This is a genomic window from Flavobacterium bizetiae (assembly GCF_024271895.1).
Classification (GTDB): Bacteria; Bacteroidota; Bacteroidia; order Flavobacteriales; family Flavobacteriaceae; genus Flavobacterium; species Flavobacterium bizetiae.
On record NZ_CP091861.1, the window covers coordinates 4,789,962 to 4,812,070 of the forward strand.

9 protein-coding genes are annotated in these 22,109 nt (G+C 35.9%); 1 reads left to right on the plus strand and 8 read right to left on the minus strand.

Annotated features, from left to right (window positions below):
• The first annotated feature begins 1 nt into the window (after position 1).
• Entirely contained in the window at positions 2–1,195 is a 1,194-nt protein-coding gene (locus tag L0669_RS19835; protein ID WP_263759610.1) for an OprO/OprP family phosphate-selective porin, read from the plus strand.
• 38 nt (positions 1,196–1,233) lie between these two features.
• Here L0669_RS19835 and rclC read toward each other — a convergent pair whose 3' ends face one another.
• From rclC to L0669_RS19875, 8 genes are all read right to left on the minus strand, one after another.
• Entirely contained in the window at positions 1,234–1,806 is a 573-nt protein-coding gene (gene rclC, locus L0669_RS19840) for a reactive chlorine resistance membrane protein RclC (protein WP_263759612.1), read from the minus strand.
• A gap of 66 nt (positions 1,807–1,872) precedes the next feature.
• A complete protein-coding gene (locus L0669_RS19845; protein WP_263759614.1) occupies positions 1,873–2,718 on the minus strand; it encodes a helix-turn-helix domain-containing protein in 846 nt (281 codons plus the stop codon).
• Positions 2,719–3,079: 361 nt separating this feature from the next.
• Complete coding sequence (locus tag L0669_RS19850; protein ID WP_263759615.1) at positions 3,080–4,327, minus strand: T9SS type B sorting domain-containing protein; 1,248 nt, start codon at positions 4,325–4,327, stop codon at positions 3,080–3,082.
• 71 nt (positions 4,328–4,398) lie between these two features.
• Positions 4,399–6,804 (minus strand): hypothetical protein, encoded by a 2,406-nt coding sequence (locus L0669_RS19855; RefSeq protein WP_263759616.1) that lies wholly within the window; start codon positions 6,802–6,804, stop codon positions 4,399–4,401.
• 77 nt (positions 6,805–6,881) lie between these two features.
• Positions 6,882–12,101, minus strand: a complete 5,220-nt coding sequence (locus L0669_RS19860; protein WP_263759617.1) for a beta strand repeat-containing protein — start codon at positions 12,099–12,101, stop codon at positions 6,882–6,884.
• A 553-nt stretch (positions 12,102–12,654) separates the two neighbouring features.
• Positions 12,655–13,878, minus strand: coding sequence for a T9SS type B sorting domain-containing protein (locus tag L0669_RS19865; protein WP_263759618.1), 1,224 nt, complete (start codon positions 13,876–13,878; stop codon positions 12,655–12,657).
• Positions 13,879–13,994: 116 nt separating this feature from the next.
• Complete coding sequence (locus L0669_RS19870; protein WP_263759619.1) at positions 13,995–16,391, minus strand: hypothetical protein; 2,397 nt, start codon at positions 16,389–16,391, stop codon at positions 13,995–13,997.
• A gap of 101 nt (positions 16,392–16,492) precedes the next feature.
• The gene (locus tag L0669_RS19875) at positions 16,493–22,099 is read right to left on the minus strand and encodes a hypothetical protein (protein ID WP_263759620.1); all 5,607 of its coding nucleotides are present in this window, start codon (positions 22,097–22,099) and stop codon (positions 16,493–16,495) included.
• Positions 22,100–22,109: the final 10 nt, after the last annotated feature.

The window sequence follows — 22,109 nt, forward strand, 5'->3', positions numbered from 1 at the left end:
TATGCGTGTATTAACTTCAATATTTTTAGGTCTTTTTCTAGTTACCAATGCATATTCGCAGCAGGACAAACAAACGGATACCATATTAAATCATCAAACGCCTTTAATAACCGCAAACAAGGTTGACTTACTTAATAATGTTGACGTTATTTTCAACACTCAGTTGGGTTTCAACAGCAATTTTGAAGACGGAAATTATACGGGTAGTAAATTTGAAGTTAACCAGTTTAGATTGGAAGTAAAAGGAAAAGTATACAAAGACAAAGTGTTTTTCAGGTTCAGAGACCGTTATACTAAAGATACTGAAGTTCAGTCAACAGACAATATGAGCAGTTCTACTGATTTGGCCTTTATTGGCTATAAAATATCGGGCAGAACGAGTATTGCGATAGGAAAAATGACAGCAAATTGGGGCGGTTATGAATTTGATATGAACCCAATTGACATTTATCAGTACAATGATATTGTCGACAATTCTGATAACTTTTTAACGGGTGTTCAATTGAACTGGAAACTGAATACGAATCATAATTTTTCATGTCAGGTTTTAAATTCCCGCACTAAAAGTTTTACTGAAATTTATCAAAATGTACCCGATATAGAAGAAGCCAAATTTCCTGCTGCGTACGTAGGAAACTGGAACGGAAGTTTTTTAGACGGAAAATTTAAAACGATTTACAGTTTTAGTATTTTTCAGGAAGCGACCAAAAACGGAAGACCTGTTAATATGTATTACACCGCTTTAGGAAATCAGTTTAGAACTAAAAAATGGCTTTTTCAATATGATTTTAAATGGAGCAGCGAAGATTTAGATCGTACCGGAGTGGTGAGTTCTATAATTCCGGATACGGTTATGGATCATGCGGCAGAGAATGTATATTATATCGAACACTGGCTAAGAACAGTTTATTCTCTTAATGAACAATGGAAAATTACAGCGATTGGAATGGTAAGTACGGCTTCCTGGAAAGATATTCCGGTACCAAATGTAAGCTCTAACCGAATTCGTACTGCCTGGGGCGTTATCCCGACTGTAGAATTTTATCCTATCAAAAATTTTAACTTGAAGTTTTTTGCCACTTATGTAGCCCGGTTCTACAATTACAGCGATTACGCCAAAACTGATTTGGGGCAATCGAACAATAATACGGGAAGAATTATGATTGGTATCATTTCTCCGTTAGTAGTTTTGTAATTCGTTTAAAACTACTAACGGGAATATTTACAACTGTTTTATAGCTTTTTATATTCTAAAAGTTTCTTAGCAGAATCTGAAGCTATCAGTAAACCTCCAGCCATCATAATGATATCTTTTATAACCAATCGGCCTGCACCGGACAGGTACGGAAAACCATGTTGCGGCGTTGGCATATCGCCTCCTAAATTAGGCACCCAGACTTCTGGCGTTGTAATTAAAAAGGAAAGTGTAACGAATGCCATACCAGCGGTAAGCAAGCCACCAATTAAGCCAATACGGTTATTGAAAATACCAAATAGGTTTAGAAAACCAATAATTACGATTACACTTCCTAAAGCATACGAAAAGCTATACGTTCCGTTTTGGGTATTCCAGTTGATATTTTTTTCTACAACTTCACCTTCTTTGTTTTTATAATCCTTGTATTCTTCGGGATTATTGTAAAAGAAACTCATGAGAGGGCTATTGGCTACAAAAGGAACAATTCCGTCTGCTTCATATTGAAAAGCTTTAAGTCCTCCAATCCATACCATTACGATAAAAATGGCGATTCGCATGAAATTGAAAAATTGACCTTGTAAATTTGCTATGATTTTTAGTGTTTTCATCTGTTTAATTATTTTCAGACAAAATTAAGGAGACACTATTCTCGCAACAATGGACAAATGTGGAGTTTATCTGGACAAATCTGCCACGATGGATATTCCAACATTTTCGCGAAAAGCGGTAGGCGAAATCCCGACATGTTTTTTAAAGTAACGGCTGAAATAATTCTCATCGTCAAAATTTAATTCTGAGGCAATTTCTTTCATGCTTTTATAACTAAGATGAATAAGCTTTTTAGATTCCAATATCACTCTCTCCTGAATTAATTCTGAAGGAGTTTTTAAAAAATGCTGTTTGCAGATCTTCGAAAAATTATTTGGCGAAATTCCCATTTGCGAAGCATAAAAAGAAGGCTGTCTTTCGGTATGAAAATGATTCTCGAGTAATGTTTTGAATTTCATTAACGGATGGTGGGCATTCTTTTCGTCGTAAACAATAACTTGCTGTGATTTAATTTTACTGCACAATGCCAAAATCAATTGCAAATAAGTTTTTACAACAGCATCGGCATAACTGGAAGTATCTTCTACCTCAACAATGAGTTTTCCTAAAATATAATCTATCTCAGCATACTCTTCGGGTTTTAAATTGATAAAGGTTTGCTCGTATATATTATTAAATAAAAGTCCGTTGCAGGCTACTTCTTTTTTATGATATTCGATACAATAAAAATCACCATGAAATTGTAATCTCTTGACTTTTAGCGCTTCTTCTGTTTTAAACTGAATAATTTGATAAGGCGTTGAAAACAATGCGATTTTACCATCAAAAGAATATTCGGCTAAATCGACACTTACTTTTCCGCTTCCTTCCAAAAGAAAGATATTATAAAAAGGAGAACCGCCACACTGATTGATCTCATTCGTATCACATTCCTGAACAGAACAGCTCTGCTTCTTTTGTTGTTCTTTCATTATCAAATTAATTTAAGCTCTGCCTTTATAAAAAAGCAGTACTTCAAATATACTTAAAGTACTGCTTTTTTATCAAAATCTATCTTTACAAAAAGTAGAGATTATTTTCAAAATGCTCCGGAGGAGCAAAATATTTATAGCAATGAATCCTAAAAAGATCTAAAGCTCCATCGGAGCGAAATATCTATCTGTTGCAAATATATCGCCCCCGCTGGGGCTCTGTACATTAGAGAATCAATTAGACTATACATATTTTGCTCCTCTGGAGCATTTATCTAAAAACGGTTTATTAATTATAACGAATGAATTTATCTGTCTTTTTATTAATTGAAATAAAAACCGTTTCCAGCTATTTCAAATTTTATTTATCATTACTAATATAGAGATATCCCGTTTTCTCAATAGGTTGAGTGCCTTTGGTATATTTTAAAACATAAAAATACGTTCCGGCAGGAAGTCCTTCTCCCCTCTTTACAGTTCCTCGTCCGTCAGAATATCCTTTGAACATTACATCACTTTCATTGTAAGAGGCAGCATCAAATACTTTTACACCCCAGCGATTGTATATTTCTACCCTGTTTTCCGGATATTGATTGATTCCTTTAATATAAAAGCTGTCATTAAGTCCGTCGCCATTAGGAGATATAGCATTATAAATAATTAAATCTGAATCCGGAATATCTGCTTTTTTTACCATCGCAATTGTAAAAAGTCCGTAACCACCCACTTGTGTTGTAATGAGTTTAGAATAATTGGCACCAGTAACAAGATCGGTTGTAACACCGCCTTCATTGACCCATTTTTTGGCTGTATCGTCCCACCGAACTATACCTAATTGCGTATCGGGTTTCTCTTCAAAAAAAGAAGCGGGCGTTGTGTTGGTATCGAGAGTAAGACTTAACACAATTTTTTCTGAACCCTGATCCTGGGTTAAATCCCAATATTCAACCTCATCAATAGTTATAATAGTATCGTCTTTACTCGTATACGGATGTTGATTTCCTGCATTTTGCAAAAAATACTGGGTTGTATAAACATTATTTACATTTGCTCCTTTCTCATGATAAGAAGGCCTGAAATAAAACTGATCTCCAACAGGAAATTCAAAATCAAGATTCCCTTTATTTTCTACTTTTCCATCCACAAAACTCAAATTACTGGCATCGGTATGAAAAGCATTTTGGTCAAAAATCATTTTTCCATTATAAGTATCGGCATCTACTATTCCTTTTTTAAATTCGGCATTTTTACCAATTTCAATAATCGTATTGAGCTGAAAAGGAACTAATCCTGAGGTATTCTCGAAAACAATATTCTGAAAATGTGCAATTTCAGTACCCGAAATAAGTTGCTGCTGTGTGCCGATAAAAAAAGTTTTTCCGTTACTTGCGTTACTATACGTGACTAATCCGTCGTTATTAAAATTGGCATAAGCCATAAAACTACCGTCTATCAATACATCGCCGCTTGACTTATTATCAAAACTAAACAAGGTCGAAAGCTGCGTATTGGGTGCAACCGATAAATCTCCTGTATTGACAGTCTGCCCTGCAATTTTACCCATAAATAATAAGGATAGAAAAATTGCTATTCTATATATCTTCATCATAATCTAGCATTTAAACTTTAGATAATACAGATCTCTTTCTAACAATAAAGAGATCTGTATTTAATTTCTATTTAAGGAAGAACATAACTCGAGTTAATGTTATCCTGTACATATTTAATAGCCCACGCCATAGTATTCGCATACATAATACTATTGTAAACCGTAACTCCAGAATCATACGCTTTTGGTAACGGCTGTCCTGTACTGGCAAATTTTGCAGGCCATGTTGTGGTAGATGTATTAGATACTTGTCCCGCAGTCCAGCCAGAATCTCCTACATATATATACCCCAAAGTATTATGTTTAAACGAGAATATTCTGGTCGCGTTTCCGTTTTGAGTTGCAAGACTCGTTACGTTTGCCGGAAGACCGGTCACATAATACGAATTGTTTACATCGCTGCCCAGATTAAATCCGGTAATGGTTCCGAAAGGCCCTTGAAGAACAGGATCTGAAACACTTAAAACAGGATTTACATAGGTTGTTCCTGTTCCCGAAACTACCGCCGTTGTTGAACCGCAAATAGTATTAATTAAATTGGCCGTTCCCGCCGCATCATTTTCCTGTGAATGAATTACTACTCCTTTTTTATTCTGAACAAAATCATTTAAGATGGCAATAGAAGCCGCGTTTGGCAGATAATTGTATCCAATTACTATGATATCAATATTATTGGTATTGATTAAGTTTTTCAATGTAGTGCCCTGATTGGTTCCTCCATTTATAATGGTAATACCTTGTACCTGAAATGTTCCCGTAGCACTGAAATTTGCTGTTGATGCCAATATCGCTCTAGAAGCATCTCCTGTTCCGGCAGTTCCTGGCTGATACATTCCGTCTCCCATTCCTAATACTTTCATCGTACGGAAAACAAACGTTATGCTTTTATTACAAGCTGTACCTCCATTGGTACTATTAGCGGTTATGGCATAAGAAAAAGTTCCTCCCGAAGTTGGAGTTCCTGTTGCGGTCATGATTACATTTTGAGCTCCAACAGCACTAAAAGTTCCTGTTGCCGAAAAGCTGATTCCGTTTACGGTATTGGTTGTAATGCTATAAGCCCCTACATAAGTGACATTTACTGGAACTGTCATTGTATTTGCTGCTGCCATTGCGATACCTGGTGCATAATTACCAGCTGTTGTAATTCCGGCACAATTTGTAGTATAGGTTACAGGCTGTGGTGCTATTGTTACATTTAATGTACATGTTGCAGCTGCACCTGGAGTTCCGGAAACTGTTAGTGCTGCTGTTCCCGAAGCTGTTGGTGTTCCGGAACCTATTAAGGTTACATTTTGTGCTCCTAAAGTAGATAAAGTAATCAGCCCGGATGTAAAGGTAATTCCGTTTGCGGTTGTGGTGGTAATAGTTGTTTTTCCGGTTGCTGTTACATTTATGGGTAATGTAATGGTATTGAGCGCCGTTAAAGGAATATCCTGCAAGTAAACTCCGTTTTGTGTTGCCGTACCGCAATTAATCGTATAAGCTACTGCTTGTACCGTAATTGGAATACCTGTACAGGAAGCTGTTCCCTGTGTAGTGGCATTAGAAACCAGATTAAAATTATTGATGCCTGATGCTTCCGGCGTTCCTGTGCCTAAAAGCTCAACGGTTTGATTTGGAGTTAAACTTGTAAATGTTCCCGTGCCGCTAAAAGAATATCCGTTTACGGTATTGGTATTCATACTCCAAAATCCTAAAACAGTTGGACTTACACTAACTGTAATTTTATTGGTGGATGTTAGAGGGATTCCAATGTAATAACTTCCAAGCGGGTTTATAACACCACAATTTACAATAAAATCAACATCGGCAGGAGTTATAGGAATATGCGGAATACAAGTGCTTGCTTTTCCGTTTAGATTAATGGTAACAGGATCTCCCGGATCCGGACTTACTGTACCATTTTTTGGTGTTCCTGTCGCTGGCAAATTCAAAGTATAAGTTCCCGCAGTTGGAAAAGTGCCGCTTGTTCCAAAATAATATCCATTGGTTGTAGTGGCCGAAACCGTATACACTCCCGGTTGTGTAACAGTAACCGGAACTGTGAGATAATTGGAGGCAATTAAAACTTGTCCGCTTTTATAGGTTCCAAAAGCTTGTACTTCGCTACATTGTGCTGTAGCAATTTCAAATACCGCAGGTGGCAGTGTACCACAGATACTCAGCCATATATTCTGAATCTGGCTCCAATAATCAAAACATCCTGTTGTGGTATTATAGATTAATAAACCGTCTGTAAGATTAGCAGGTGGGATTGCGTCGCGTTGTGCGGTGGTTAATCGCGAAGTCAGCATTCCTTTATTGTTACTTTCTAATTCGAAAATCGCTCCCGGCTTTGCTTTTTCAGGGCCGGTACTGACTGTTCCGTCTTTTATTTTAGTATTGTTTACCTGAGCCGTAAGAGAATAAAGACTGAACAAAATAAAGAATACTGCAAAGATATTTTTTTGGATTTTATATAATGTTACTTTCATAATCGTAGTATTTAAGTCTGTAATAATATTAGTTGTCACTCTTGGTTTTAGAATTTTCTAAAACTTGATAAATGGCATTAATTATTCTTTTCTGCTATTAGTTTTTCCAGTTTTTCAAGACGTAAATTCATTGCTTTTGAAGCTTCTTTCAATTCTTTTATTTCTTTGTCTTTTGCTTCAATCTCTTTGTTTTGCTCTATAATGTGCAAATAGATTTCTTCTGTTTTTTCTAATAACTGAATCGATAATTCAGACATATTAAATGCGTACCCTACTTTTGTTTTTTCGAGTCTGTTAATAGGCGTTATTCCCGGAAGGTGATTGTACTTTTTGATGTAATCTTCAATTTCGGGCAGACGTTTAAATTTATAATCGGTCTTAATTTCAGATTTTCCATTAAAATAATCCTCAAATACATAATCGGCATAATAAGTATTCACCGTCGATATGGCACCGTTGACTCTTAGTTTTTCGTTTGGTGCTCCGGATGCAGTTGTATACCCAATTCCTACCCATCCGTTGGTATAAATATCCTCAGTATTTAGTGTAGCTCCCATATGAGTTGTTGTACTAAACCAAGGTTCTTTTACCGCTGCTCCTAAATCCAGTTGTGTTACTACTTTGTCTTCGTTTGTATAATCTAAAGTTCCTGTTGTCGCATTTACTTCTAAAGTGGTTAATGTTTCCGATTCTCCAATTAAATCAACCATTTTAAACTCAGAAGCATTTCCTTTTTCATCACTATAAATTAAAGAATGATTGGCTCCGTCGTATACTAAAGATGTCAGGGTTTCTACTCCTTTTACCAAAACCGATAAATCAATAGGATTTGGTGTACTTGCTTCATCAGTATAAGTAAGTGTATGTACATCAAACAACTGCCCGAATGGATCTGTTACCTGTGTTACCACATCTTTTAAAGAAGTAATGGTTTCTTTAACCTCAACAGGAGTACCTCCGGCTTCATTGACATAAGTTGCAATGGTGTTTCCTGTCGTTACAACGGGAGTTATTGTCGTTACGGTTTCAGCTGCTTTAATTGCCGGAGTCAAGTTTAAAGCAGTACTTGCTACTCCATTTACAGATGTGTTTAAATTAGCTCCCGTAAGCGATGTTGTATTACTGTTTACGAGATTAACTGCTGTTCCTGTTACTCCGTTTACTGTTGTAGTTAAACTATTTATTAATAAACTATTTGATACTGTTGTGGCGGGAATTAAGGAACTAGGTGTTACCGTTCTAAAAACGCCGGACGCATCTGCAACCACAATATTATCAGTTCCTGATACACTTGGTTGTAAACCTTCGGCACGAATAGGATCAACACCTGTTACGGGTTTAATGTGTAAGGTGTTTTCTGGTGCATCGGTACCAATACCCACATTTACAGCATCGGCGCCTGTACCTCCTAGAACTAAACTATTGCTTGTGGCCACTTTTGCATTATATCCAATAGCGGTTGCATTGCTTACATTTAATCCTAAAGTACTTAAATTAGCACTAGCGCCAAGAAAGGTGTTATTTGAGGCTTCTGTATTATTACCTCCAGCTCCATAACCAAATGCTGTATTTCTACCTCCAAGCGTATTTCCTGAAAGTGATGCATAACCTGCAGAGGTATTAAAATTTCCGGTCGTATTATTAGTTAGTGCTAAATGCCCGGCTGCTGTATTTTCTCCTCCCGTAGTATTATTGTATAAAGCATTTTCACCAATTGCCGAATTATAAAATCCGGATGTATTGCTGAAAAGTGAATATCTTCCAATTGAAGTATTTCCCGCTCCTGTAGAAGCAATATTTAAAGCAAACACACCAAAAGAAGTATTGTTTCGATTTAGCAAACCTGCAGGATCATTATCTCTTTTAAAAACTAAATCTTTATCATCTGTTGTACCAATAAAATTAATAGTATCATCAGTGTTGCTATTCCCAAATATATGCCAGTCATTTTGGTTTAACTCATCAGGCTTAATTGTTCTGATAACCCCGCCGCCCGGATCTGTAACCAAAATTTCATCCATTGGCATACCGTGCATCAAACCGGTAATAGCTAAAGTATTGGCAAAGTCTGTGACTATTGTGGTTGGAGCAACAAGAGTTCCTCCCAATTGTACGTTGCCATTTGCGGTGGTTAATCCGTTATCAGCAGCTATTAATACCGGAACAGCCGGAGTTGAAGCAACGCCGTTTACAGTTGAAACAAGATTTCCATTTACTGCAGTTAAAGTATTTGTGGTTGCAGCGGTTAATGTGGTTGGAGTTAATAAAGCACCTCCATCAGTTCCAACAGTGATGATGTTTCCCGGATTAGTACTGATAACATTGGCATCAGAAGTAAAACCATCTTCATTAAGAAACGATATAATTCCGGATCCCGGATCCTGACTTTGTTTTGTAACACTCTGTTGAATTTCTACCGGAACACCACCAGCTTCATTGGTATAAGTTGCAATAACACTGCCTAAATTTACAATTGGAGTAATTGTCGTAATAGTTTCACTAGCTTTAATTGCCGGAGCTAAATCTAGTGCTGTACTCGCCACTCCGTTTACGGTTGTTGTTAAAGTTGAGCCTGTTAATGAAGTTGCATTGCTATTAATAATAGGAGCTCCTGAACTTGTTACACCATTTACTGTAACGGTCGCTGTATTTATTGCCGATGCATTCGAAACACCACTAACGGCATTCGATGTTGAAGCAACTCCATTAACAGTAGAAGTCAATGTATTTCCTGCCAAACCTAAAGTATTGGTGGTTGCTGCCGTAATAGCCGGAGCCAAATCAAGTGCTGTACTTGCCACTCCGTTTACTGTTGTGGTTAAATTTGTTCCTGTTAAAGAAGTCGCGTTACTATTAATAATTGGCACCGTAGTTCCTGTCACTCCATTTACTGTTGTGCTTAAATTATTAACGGCACTGGTATTAGAAACGCTTGTTGCTGCTGCTAATGTTGTTGGAGTCAATAAAGCACCGCCATCAGTTCCAACTGTAATTATATTTCCCGGATTCGTACTGATAACATTTGCATCGTTTGAGATACCATCTTCATTAAAAAATGATATAATTCCCGTTCCCGGATCCTGAGTTTGTTTTGTAACACTTTGTTGAATTTCAACGGGAGTTCCGCCCGCTTCGTTGGTATAAGTGGCAATGATATTGCCTGAATTAATAATTGGAGTTATTGTGGTGATCGTTTCATTTGCTTTGATTGTTGCTGCATTCAAAAATCCACCGCCATCTGTTCCTGCCGTAATAACATTTCCCGGATTAGTACTTATTACCTGAGAAGTTGTTGGTGTCGCAGCTTCGTTAGTATACGTTATGGTTCCGGTTGCTAAATCCTGTACTAATGTTGTTACAGTTTCATTGGCTTTAATAGCCGGAGCTAAATCTAAAGCTGTACTGGCTACACCATTTACAGTGGTTGTTAAACTTGCTCCTGTTAAGGATGTTTCATTACTATTGATAATCGGAGCACCTGTACTCGTGATACCATTTACGGTTACTGTCGAAGTATTCACTGCCGAAGCATTCGAAACACCGCTTACTGCAGCTGATGTTGAAGCTATTCCATTTACAGTAGAGGTTAAAGTATTGCCTGTTAAACCTAAAGTATTCGTAGTACCCGCTGCAATTGCCGGAGTCAAATCTAAAGCTGTACTTACTACACCGTTTACTGTTGTTGTTAAACTTGCTCCTGTTAATGAAGTTTCATTACTATTAATTATGGGAGCGCCTGTACTCGTGATACCGTTTACGGTTACTGTCGAAATATTCACTGCCGAAGCATTCGAAACACCGCTTACCGCATCAGATGATGCTGGTACTCCATTTACGGTAGAGGTTAACGTATTTCCCGATAAGGTTAAAGTATTATCTGTATCTATTGTAATAATCTGAGTCAGATCTAATGGTGTACTCGCCACTCCGTTAACGGTAGTTGTTAATTTTCCTGCGGTTAATGATGTTTCGTTACTGTTAATAATAGGCACAGCAGTTCCTGTTATACCGTTTACTGTAGTACTCAAATTATTTACGGCAGATGTATTCGAAACTGTTGTTGCGTTTGCAATTGCAGTTGGAGTCAGTAAACTTCCGCCATCTGAACCAACGGATAAAATATTCCCCGCATCTGTACTTGTAACTTGCGATGTTGTGGCAGTTCCGGCTTCATTGGTATAGGTAATGACACCTGTTGCCGGATTTTGAGTTTGGGTGGTTATTGTTTCTGCATCTCCAACAAGATCTACCAAATTAATTACGGTTGGAGTACCGCTTTCTCCATTATAGGTTAATGTTTTTGCAACAGGATCGTAAACCAATGTCGTTTTGGTTTCGATATTGCTTACTAATTCCAGTAAATTAATGGTATTAAGATTCTCATCTTCGTCTTTATAGGTTAAAGTATTCGCTGCTTTATCATATACCAAAGTTGTTAGTGTTTCGGTGTTTTTAATAATGTTGGTCAGTTCCGTAATAAAAGCAGGATTGTTTAAAATTACTGCGGAGTTGTTCACTACATCTCCCACTACATCAATTTTGGTTGAAGTGGCATTTTCACTTGTGTACGTATATTGGCCATTATTCGCCGGATCTTTATCTAGTGTCGTAATGGTTTCATTCGCTTTTACAATGGTGCTAATATCTACGATTTGGGTATTTCCAGAATTATCTACATACGTAAACTGATTGGTAGTAGAGTCAAAAGAGACATTGCCTTCTGTTTTATTTACAATATCCTGAATAATATTAGTGACCGCCGGATTGTTTACAATAGTGCTGAAATTAGTTGTTACATCTCCAACAACATCAATATTTACGGCTGTTCCGGCTTCATTAGTATACGTATAAGAGCCTCCTCCATTATTGATAAGTGATGTTACCGTTTCATTGGCTTTTACAATAGCGCCTATATCTATATTTTGTGTATTTCCCGAAGCATCGATATAAGTAAATTGCTGATTATTTGGATTATAAATAACCATTCCTGGATTTGCTGCTATTTCTGTTGAAATAACAATTCGATTCCATTTGCTATTATACCAATAGTAATATCCTGGTTTAATATCTGAAATTGTTGCCGTATTAAATACCAATAAGCTGTTGACATTACCATTTGTAATGGTCGTAGCATCTGTCGAACCTGTTAAACTAATTTTAGGAATTAATACACCTTTATCAGCGGCAACCACTTCTAACTGAGAAGAAGCATTAGGCATTGGTGTTCCAATACCAACCTGAGAATAAGCTGCATAACTACCTAAAAATAAAAATAAGGAGAGTAATTTATTCTTCATAAGTTTAATTATTAGGGTTATCAAACAATTTATTATAACAGAAATAAAAAATCCCGGGGCAGGATATCTGAGGCAGATAAGAAATGCTTTTAAGGCAATATCAAAAAACAGAAGTAAAAGGCTTAGATACTTAAGTAGGATAGTAAAAACTCAATAAATACGGGCGCATAACTACATGTCGTAAACAAACATGTATAAAATAGTGATGGCTTAAAGGAGGTAAGCAGGTCTAAGAAGAACCTTAATTTAATTGGCTTGAATAAAGATATTTAGAACAGATCAGGAACTAAACAATTTGTAAAAACAATTTTCTTTATTTAAAAAGAATGGTAAATATAGCTAATTTTAAAACACTAACAATCAAATTTTTACATTATTATTATTAATAAAAAACTTATAATTAATTAAAGTCTCAAAATTATATTTCCTGACTTTAGATTTCATCGGCTTAACTTGAATGTTCTGAAGATTATAATTACAACTAAAAAATGCCGTTGCTTTGATACGAGATCTTAGCAACGGCATTAGTTCATTATATTAAACTTGAAAAAGCTTAGTCATTATTAATATATAAATAACCTACTTTGTCTTTATATCCATTGGATGTTTTAAATTTTAGTACATAAAAATAGGTTCCGGTTGGCAATCCTTCCGATTTATTTACTGTAACTCTGCCTTCAGAGATTCCTCTAAACCAATTTCCATTTACTCCATAATTAGAGGTTTCAAATACTTTTACTCCGTAGCGATTGTATATTTGTAAAGAATTATCCGAGAACTTTTCTAATCCGGTAATATTAAAATAGTCATTTAATCCGTCTCCATTTGGCGATACAGCATTATAAACTACAACATCATCAACGGTTGCAATTCTAACTTTCCCCAGTGTAAAAATCCCGGATTTATTAATTGCTGCGGTTACGGTTTCATTTTGATTATCAACCGCCGAAGTATAAAATTTCCACTTTGATTCGGCATCGTCCCAACTTACAATTGCCAGTGAATAATCTGAATCTTCTTTTGTCAATTCGGTTGGTGTTGTAGCGTTATTCCAACTTAATGATAAAACCACATCTACGGTAGATTGATTGCTTTCGAACTCCCAATATTCATTAGCATTAATTAATGTAATCAGATCATCCTTTTGTGTATGAGGATATAAATTATTGGAGTTTTCAAGCACATATTTACTCTTAAAGAAATTGTTAGACGAGCCAATTTGACTGATTGAAGCTGGTCTGAAATAACCTCCAGATCCTATCGGAAATTCAAATTCGTAATTGCCATTGCGCTCTACAAAACCATCAACATAACTCTCATTGCTTGCATTGTCTGGCCTTGCATCTGATTCAAAAATAAAACTTCCTCCTGAATTAGTATTCGAAATTATTCCTTTATTAAAATCAGAAACTCCATAAACACTAATCATTCCGGATAATAAAAATGCGGGCTGAGCCATTCTGTTTTCAAAACGTACATTGTTGAATTCGCTTAACTCATTACCTGAAATAATTTGAGCTTTTTCTAAACCTTTAAAATGTGTTAATCCTGATGTTTCTTTTGGACTAAAAGTGACTAATCCGTCATTGTTATAATTCGAATAAACAATAAATTGCCCATCATTAATAAAATCTCCTGTTGGTCTGTTATCAAAATCTCCTACTGTCGCAAATTCAGTTTTTGAGAGGACTGCTATTGCTCCCGTATTCACTGTTTGTGCGCTGATTTTACCAATAAACAATACTGATAAAACTATTTTAATATAAATTCTGGTCATCTTTTTTATTTAAAATGTTACCTCCAAAGCATTAATACTTCTTTTCAATTTAATGCTTACTTATAAAAAACACCTCAATTATTATATTGATAAAAGAGGTGTTTTTGTGTTTCTAATTAGGGAATCATGTAACTAGAATTAACATTTTCCTGAGCATATTTAATAGCCCATGCCATTGTATTCGCATACATAATACTGTTATAAACCGTAACGCCTCCCATATATGGTTTTGATTGCGGAATACCTGTTGTTGTGATTCTCGCAGGCCAAATGTCTGTAGCTGTATTTGATGACGTTCCTGCCGTCCAGCCAGAATCTCCAATGTACATGTATCCTAAGGTGTTATGTCTGAAAGAGAATATTCTGCTTGCATTTCCGTTTTGGGTTGCCAATGTGGTTACATTAGCCGGTACATTGGTTACATAATAAGAGTTGTTTACGTCAGCTCCGGCATTAAGTCCTTTTATGTTTCCAAAAGGACCGTCTAAAACAGGATCTGAAACATTTAAAAGAGGATTTGTATTAGTCGTTCCTGTTCCTGAAACTGATACTGATGAACCACAAACTGCATTAATTAAATCGGCTGTGCTGCCTGTATTATTTTCCTGAGAATGTATTAAAACTCCTTTTTTATTTTTAACAAAATCATTCAAAACTGCGATTGAAGCTGCATTTGGCGTATGATTATATCCTAAAACTATAATATCAATATTGTTCGTATTAATTAAGTTTCTTAATGCTGTTCCTTCATTATAAGCTCCGTTAATAATTTGTATGTTTTGAATTTGTACTGTACCAGTAGGACCAAAATTTGCTGTAGAAGCTAATATTGCTCGTGAAGCTTCTGCTGTACCTGCACTACCCGGCTGATACATTCCTCCTCCTAATCCTAAAACTTTCATGGTACGGAAAACAAATGATATGTTTTTATTACAAGCCGAACCTCCATTGGTACTATTTGCTGTTACCGCATAGTTAAATGAACCGCCTGACAATGGCGTTCCTGTAGCAGTCATTACCACATTTTGTGCTCCCGTTGTAGCAAATGTTCCTGAAGCTGAGAAACTGATTCCGTTTACTGTATCTGTATTTATTGTGTATGCTCCCACATAACTCACGTTTACAGGAACTGTCATTGTATTTGTTCCAGACATTGCTATTCCTGGGGCATACGTTCCGCTTGTTGTAATACCTGAACAATTTGTGGTATAAGCTACAGGTTGTCCTGCAATCGTAACTTTTAGCGTACAAGTTCCTGTAAATCCAGGTGTTCCGGATACAATAAAATCTGTAATTCCTCCGGAAACCGGTTTTCCTGAACCTAAAAGGGTTACAGTTTGTTCTCCAAGAGTCGATAGATTTATTAATCCTGAAGTAAATGAAATTCCGTTTGCTGTTGTGCTTGTAATTGTTGTCTGACCTGTCGCTGTAACATTAATTGGTAAGGTAATAGTATTACCAGCGATTAAAGTAACATCCTGCATATAGGTTCCGTTTTGTATTGCATTTGCGCAATTTACAGTATAGCCAACAGGCGCTACCGTAACCGGAATACCTGAACAAGAAGCTCCCGCAACTGTAGTTGCATTTGAGGAAAGATTAAAATTATTTATTCCCGAAGCTGTTGGCGTTCCTGTTCCTAACAATTCTATGGTTTGGGTACCTGTTGTTGTAAACGTACCTGTTGCACTAAATGAATAACCGTTTACTGTATTGGTTTTCATGCTCCAAAAACCAGTATTGGTAACGTTTACACTTACTGTTAACTTGTTTGATACATTAAGCGGAATTCCTACAAAATAAGATCCTTCGGCATTTATACCAGCACATGATATTGCAAAATCAACATTGGCTTTCTCTACAAAAATGTGAGGTGTACAAGCTGCATCTTTTCCATTTAATGAAATCTCTACTGCATCCCCGACATTTCCGACATCATAACCATTATTAGGCGTACCAACTCCAGGCAAGTTTAAGACATAAGTACCTGCATTAGGAAAAGTTCCGCTGGTATTAAAATAATAACCGTTAGTTGTTGTTGCCGATACTGTATAAGTTCCCGGTTGTGTTACCGTTACCGGAATTGTCAGGTAATTGGCTAATGTTAGTGTTTCTCCTTGTTTGAAAACTCCATTTGCTTTTACCAGATTACATTGTGCTGTAGAAATATCAAAAACTGCCGGTGGCGGCGTACCGCAGATACTTAACCATACACTTTGTGCTTTGCTCCAATAATCAAAACATCCTGTTGTGGTATTAAATATCAATAATCCATCCGTTAAATTTGCAGCGGAAATTGCATCTCTTTGTGCCGTTGTAAGCCTCGAGGTAAGCATTCCTTTATTGGTACTTTCCAATTCAAAAAGAGCTCCCGGAACCGCTTTTTCTGCTCCGCTGCTTACTGAACCGTCTTTTATTTTTGTACTTTCTAACTGAGCAAAAACTGAGCAACTTAGTAAACTGAATACCATTGCAAAAGCAATCTTTCGTATTTTATGTATTCCTATTTTCATAATTTAATGTTTAAGTATGAGAATTACATTAGTCGAAGTAAAGGCATTTAGCATTATACTAAATACCTTATTTACCTCTTTACTAACTCTAATCTGTTTCTTTAATTAACTTTTTCTGCAATAAATTTTTCTAATTTTTCTAAACGTTCATTCATTGAGTCTGAAGCTTCTTTTAAATCTTTAATCATTTTATCTTTTGCTTCAATTTCTTTACTTTGAAGTTCATTTATTTTATTTTGCTCAATAATATGCAAGTAAATCTCTTCGGTTTTTTCTAGTAATTGTATGGATAGTTCAGACATATTAAACGAATAACCTTCTTTTGTTTTTTCTAATTCATTAATTGGAGTTATACCCGGAAGGTGTTTGTTCTTTTTAATGAATTCTTCAATTTCCGCCAATTGTTTAAATTTATAATCGGCTTTAATTGGAGAGTAACCCTGGAAATAATCTTCAAATACATAATCGGCATAGAAACTATTTACTGTAGTAATACTTCCGTTTACTCGTAGTTTTTCATTAGGAGCCTTTGATGGTTCTGTGTATCCAATTCCTACCCAACCATTTGTATATATGTCCTCTGTATTTAATGTCGCTCCTACTTTAGTCTGTGAACTAAACCATGGCTCTTTTACTGCATTACTTAGGTCAATACTTTTTACAACCTTGCTTTCATTCCTATAATCCAGAGTTCCAGTCGCTGAGTTTACTTCTAAGGTTGTTATTGTTTCTGCATCTCCAACCAAATCAACCAATTTAAATTCGGATGCAATTCCTTTTTCATCATTATAAATTAAAGAGTGTTCTGCTCCATCATAAGTTAATGAGGTAAGTGTTTCTGTACCTTTCACTAAAACAGACAAATCAATCGGATTTGCAACATTCTTTTCATCGGTATACGTCAAAGTATGTTTGTCAATTACTTGTCCATCTATAGTTTCCTGAGTAACACCATGAACGAGAGAAGTTACCGTTTCTTTAATTTCAACCGGAGTTCCTCCTGCTTCATTTGTATAAGTCGCAATCGTATTTCCTGTTGTAACTACCGGAGCTACAATCGTTACCGTTTCGGCAGCTCCTACCAAATCAACTAATTGAATTACGGTTGGTGTTCCGCTTTCTCCATTATAAGTCAATGTTTTTGCTGATGCATCGTAAACCAATGTAGTTTGCGTTTCGGCATCGCCCACTAAATCTGTTAATTTGAATACAGATGGCTGATTCTTTTCGTCTTTGTACGTTAACGTATGCGCAACATCATCATAAGATAAACTTGTTAATGTTTCTTCGTTTTTTATAACGTTCGTAAGCTCAGTTACAAACTTAGAATCGTTTACAATTGTAGACGCATTATTAATCACATCGGCAACAACATCAATAGTTGTAGGCGTTTTATCTTCGCTTGTATATAAATATGTTCCGTTGTTATTGTTTGCTAAAGTTGTTACGGTTTCAGCTGCTCCAACTAAATCAACTAACTGGATTACCGTTGGCGTTCCACTTTCTCCATTATAAGTCAACGTTTTTGCTGATGCATCGTAAACTAATGTTGTTTGCGTTTCGGCATCACCCACTAAATCCATTAATTTGAATACAGATGGTTGGTTCTTTTCGTCTTTGTATGTTAACGTATGAGCAACATCATCGTAAGATAAACTTGTTAATGTTTCTTCGTTTTTGATAACATTTGTAAGCTCGGTTACAAACTTAGAATCGTTTACAATTGTTGACGCATTATTAATCACATCAGCAACAACATCAATAGTCGTAGGTGTTTTATCCTCGCTTGTATATAAATATGTTCCGTTGTTATTGTTTGCTAAAGTTGTTACGGTTTCAACTGCTCCAACTAAATCAACTAACTGGATTACCGTTGGCGTTCCGCTTTCTCCGTTATAAGTCAATGTTTTAGCTGATGCATCGTAAACCAATGTGGTTTGCGTTTCGGCATCGCCCACCAAATCCGTTAATTTGAATACAGCCGGCTGATTCTTTTCGTCTTTGTACGTTAACGTATGCGCAACATCATCATAAGATAAACTTGTTAATGTTTCTTCGTTTTTGATAACGTTCGTTAATTCAGTTACAAACTTAGAATCATTTACAATCGTTGAAGCGTTATTGATCACATCGGCAACTACATCAATAGTCGTTGGCGTTTTATCCTCGCTTGTATATAAATATGTTCCGTTGTTATTATTCGCTAATGTCGTTACCGTTTCAGCAGCTCCAACTAAATCAACTAATTGAATTACCGTTGGCGTTCCGCTTTCTCCATTATAAGTCAACGTTTTAGCTGATGCATCGTAAACTAATGTTGTTTGCGTTTCGGCATCGCCCACTAAATCCGTTAATTTGAATACAGATGGTTGGTTCTTTTCGTCTTTATACGTTAAGGTATGCGCAACATCATCGTAAGATAAACTTGTTAATGTTTCTTCGTTTTTGATAACGTTCGTTAATTCAGTTACAAACTTAGAATCATTTACAATCGTTGAAGCGTTATTGATCACATCGGCAACAACATCAATAGTGGTTGGCGTTTTATCCTCGCTTGTGTATAAATAAGTTCCGTTGTTATTGTTCGCTAAAGTTGTTACCGTTTCTTCTGTTTTTACAACATTTGTTACCTCAGTAATAAATTTAGGATCATTTACAATTGTTGAAGCATTGTTGATTACGTCGGCAACAACATCAATAGTTGTAGGCGTTTTATCTTCGCTTGTGTATAAATATGTTCCGTTATTATTGTTTGCTAACGTTGTTACTGTTTCGGCGGCGCCAACTAAATCAACCAACTGAATAACGGTTGGTGTTCCGCTTTCTCCATTATAAGTCAATGTTTTTGCTGATGCATCGTAAACCAATGTCGTCTGCGTTTCTGCATCGCCCACTAAATCCGTTAATTTGAATACAGATGGTTGGTTCTTTTCGTCTTTGTACGTTAACGTATGCGCAACATCATCATAAGATAAACTTGTTAGTGTTTCTTCGTTTTTGATAACATTCGTTAATTCAGTTACAAATTTAGAATCGTTTACAATTGTCGAAGCGTTATTGATTACGTCGGCAACAACATCAATAGTTGTAGGCGTTTTATCTTCACTTGTATATAAATATGTTCCGTTGTTATTATTGGCTAAAGTTGTTACGGTTTCTTCCGTTTTAACCACATTTGTTACCTCAGTTATAAACTTCGGATCATTTACAATTGTTGATGCATTGTTGATTACGTCGGCAACAACATCAATAGTGGTTGACGTTTTATCCTCGCTTGTGTATAAATATGTTCCGTTATTATTGTTTGCTAACGTTGTTACTGTTTCGGCGGCGCCAACTAAATCAACCAACTGAATAACGGTTGGTGTTCCGCTTTCTCCATTATAAATCAACGTTTTAGCCGATGCATCGTAAACCAATGTGGTCTGCGTTTCAGCATCACCAACTAAATCCGTTAATTTGAATACCGCTGGTTGATTCTTTTCGTCTTTATACGTTAAAGTGTGAGCAACATCATCATAAGATAAACTTGTTAGTGTTTCTTCATTTTTGATAACGTTCGTTAATTCAGTAACAAACTTAGAATCATTTATAATTGTCGAAGCGTTATTGATTACATCAGCAACAACATCAATAGTCGTAGGAGTTTTGTCCTCGCTTGTATATAAATATGTTCCGTTATTGTTATTAGCTAAAGTTGTTACAGTTTCAGCTGCTCCAACTAAATCAACTAATTGAATTACCGTTGGTGTTCCGCTTTCTCCATTATAAGTCAACGTTTTTGCTGATGCATCGTAAACCAATGTTGTTTGCGTTTCGGCATCGCCCACTAAATCCGTTAATTTGAATACTGCTGGCTGGTTCTTTTCGTCTTTGTACGTTAAAGTATGAGCAACGTCATCGTAAGATAAACTTGTTAATGTTTCTTCGTTTTTAATAACATTCGTAAGCTCAGTTACAAACTTAGGATCGTTTATAATTGTCGAAGCGTTATTGATCACATCGGCAACAACATCAATAGTTGTAGGCGTTTTATCTTCGCTTGTATACAAATACGTTCCGTTGTTATTGTTTGCTAAAGTTGTTACGGTTTCAGCTGCTCCAACTAAATCAACTAACTGGATTACCGTTGGTGTTCCACTTTCTCCATTATAAGTCAACGTTTTAGCTGATGCATCGTAAACTAATGTTGTTTGCGTTTCTGCATCACCTACTAAATCCGTTAGTTTGAATACCGCTGGCTGATTCTTTTCGTCTTTGTACGTTAAAGTATGAGCTACATCATCATAAGATAAACTTGTTAGTGTTTCTTCATTTTTGATAACGTTCGTAAGTTCGATTACAAACTTAGAATCGTTTATAATTGTTGAAGCGTTGTTAATCACATCGGCAACAACATCAATAGTTGTAGGCGTTTTGTCTTCGCTTGTATATAAATAAGTTCCGTTATTGTTGTTCGCTAATGTCGTTACAGTTTCAGCTGCTCCAACTAAATCTACTAATTGAATTACCGTTGGTGTTCCGCTTTCTCCATTATAAGTCAACGTTTTAGCCGATGCATCGTAAACCAATGTTGTCTGCGTTTCGGCATCACCAACTAAATCCATTAATTTGAATACAGATGGCTGATTCTTTTCGTCTTTGTACGTTAAAGTATGAGCAACGTCATCATAAGATAAACTTGTTAATGTTTCTTCATTTTTGATAACGTTCGTTAATTCAGTTACAAACTTAGAATCGTTTATAATTGTCGATGCATTATTGATCACATCGGCAACAACATCAATAGTTGTAGGCGTTTTATCCTCACTTGTATATAAGTATGTTCCGTTGTTATTGTTCGCTAAAGTCGTTACGGTTTCTTCTGTTTTAACCACATTTGTTACCTCGGTAATAAACTTCGGATCATTTACAATTGTTGACGCATTATTGATCACATCGGCAACAACATCAATAGTCGTTGGTGTTTTGTCTTCGCTTGTGTATAAATAAGTTCCGTTGTTATTATTGGCTAAAGTTGTAATCGTTTCATTTGCTTTTACAATCTCGCTGATATTTACAACCTGAGTATCTCCGTTTTTATCCGTATACGTAAACTCGTTCGTTACAGGATTGTACGAAACATTACCTTCTACTTTTGTTATAAAAGTATTCAGCACATTTGTTACGGCAGGATTGTTTACGATCGTTTCGAAATTATTCGCAACATCTGCAGGAACATCAATTATTACTTTATCGCCTTTTTCATTGGCGTAAGTATACGTTCCGTTGTTATGATTTGTTAGTATTGTAATCGTCTCGTATTTTTTTACAATAGTATCAAAGCTTATTGTTTGATTGTTACCTGATGCATCAACATAAACAAATTCATTTGTTACGGGATTATAAATCACTGTACCGGTATTAGATTCAATCTCTCCAGCAACCACAATCCTGTTCCATTTGTTATCATACCAATAGTAATATCCTGGTTTAACATCTGCAATTGTTGCAGTATTAAATATTAATAAACTATTTATGTTGCCATTTGCAATCGTAGTAACATCTGTTGAATTCTTTAATGCAATTCTTGGTATTAAAATACCTTTATCATTTGCCACGACTTCTAATTGAGAAGAAGCATTGGGCATTGTTGTCCCTATACCCACTTGGGAATAGGCCGAGTAACCACCTAGCACAAAAATTAATGGAAGTAATTTATTCTTCATAAGATATAAT

Bases quoted from the DNA above. Each gene is read 5' to 3' on its own strand.
- L0669_RS19835 (WP_263759610.1), top strand. From the start codon at position 2: ATGCGTGTATTAACTTCAATATTTTTAGGTCTTTTTCTAGTTACCAAT.
- rclC (WP_263759612.1), bottom strand. From the start codon at position 1,806: ATGAAAACACTAAAAATCATAGCAAATTTACAAGGTCAATTTTTCAAT.
- L0669_RS19845 (WP_263759614.1), bottom strand. From the start codon at position 2,718: ATGAAAGAACAACAAAAGAAGCAGAGCTGTTCTGTTCAGGAATGTGAT.
- L0669_RS19850 (WP_263759615.1), bottom strand. From the start codon at position 4,327: ATGATGAAGATATATAGAATAGCAATTTTTCTATCCTTATTATTTATG.
- L0669_RS19855 (WP_263759616.1), bottom strand. From the start codon at position 6,804: ATGAAAGTAACATTATATAAAATCCAAAAAAATATCTTTGCAGTATTC.
- L0669_RS19860 (WP_263759617.1), bottom strand. From the start codon at position 12,101: ATGAAGAATAAATTACTCTCCTTATTTTTATTTTTAGGTAGTTATGCA.
- L0669_RS19865 (WP_263759618.1), bottom strand. From the start codon at position 13,878: ATGACCAGAATTTATATTAAAATAGTTTTATCAGTATTGTTTATTGGT.
- L0669_RS19870 (WP_263759619.1), bottom strand. From the start codon at position 16,391: ATGAAAATAGGAATACATAAAATACGAAAGATTGCTTTTGCAATGGTA.
- L0669_RS19875 (WP_263759620.1), bottom strand. From the start codon at position 22,099: ATGAAGAATAAATTACTTCCATTAATTTTTGTGCTAGGTGGTTACTCG.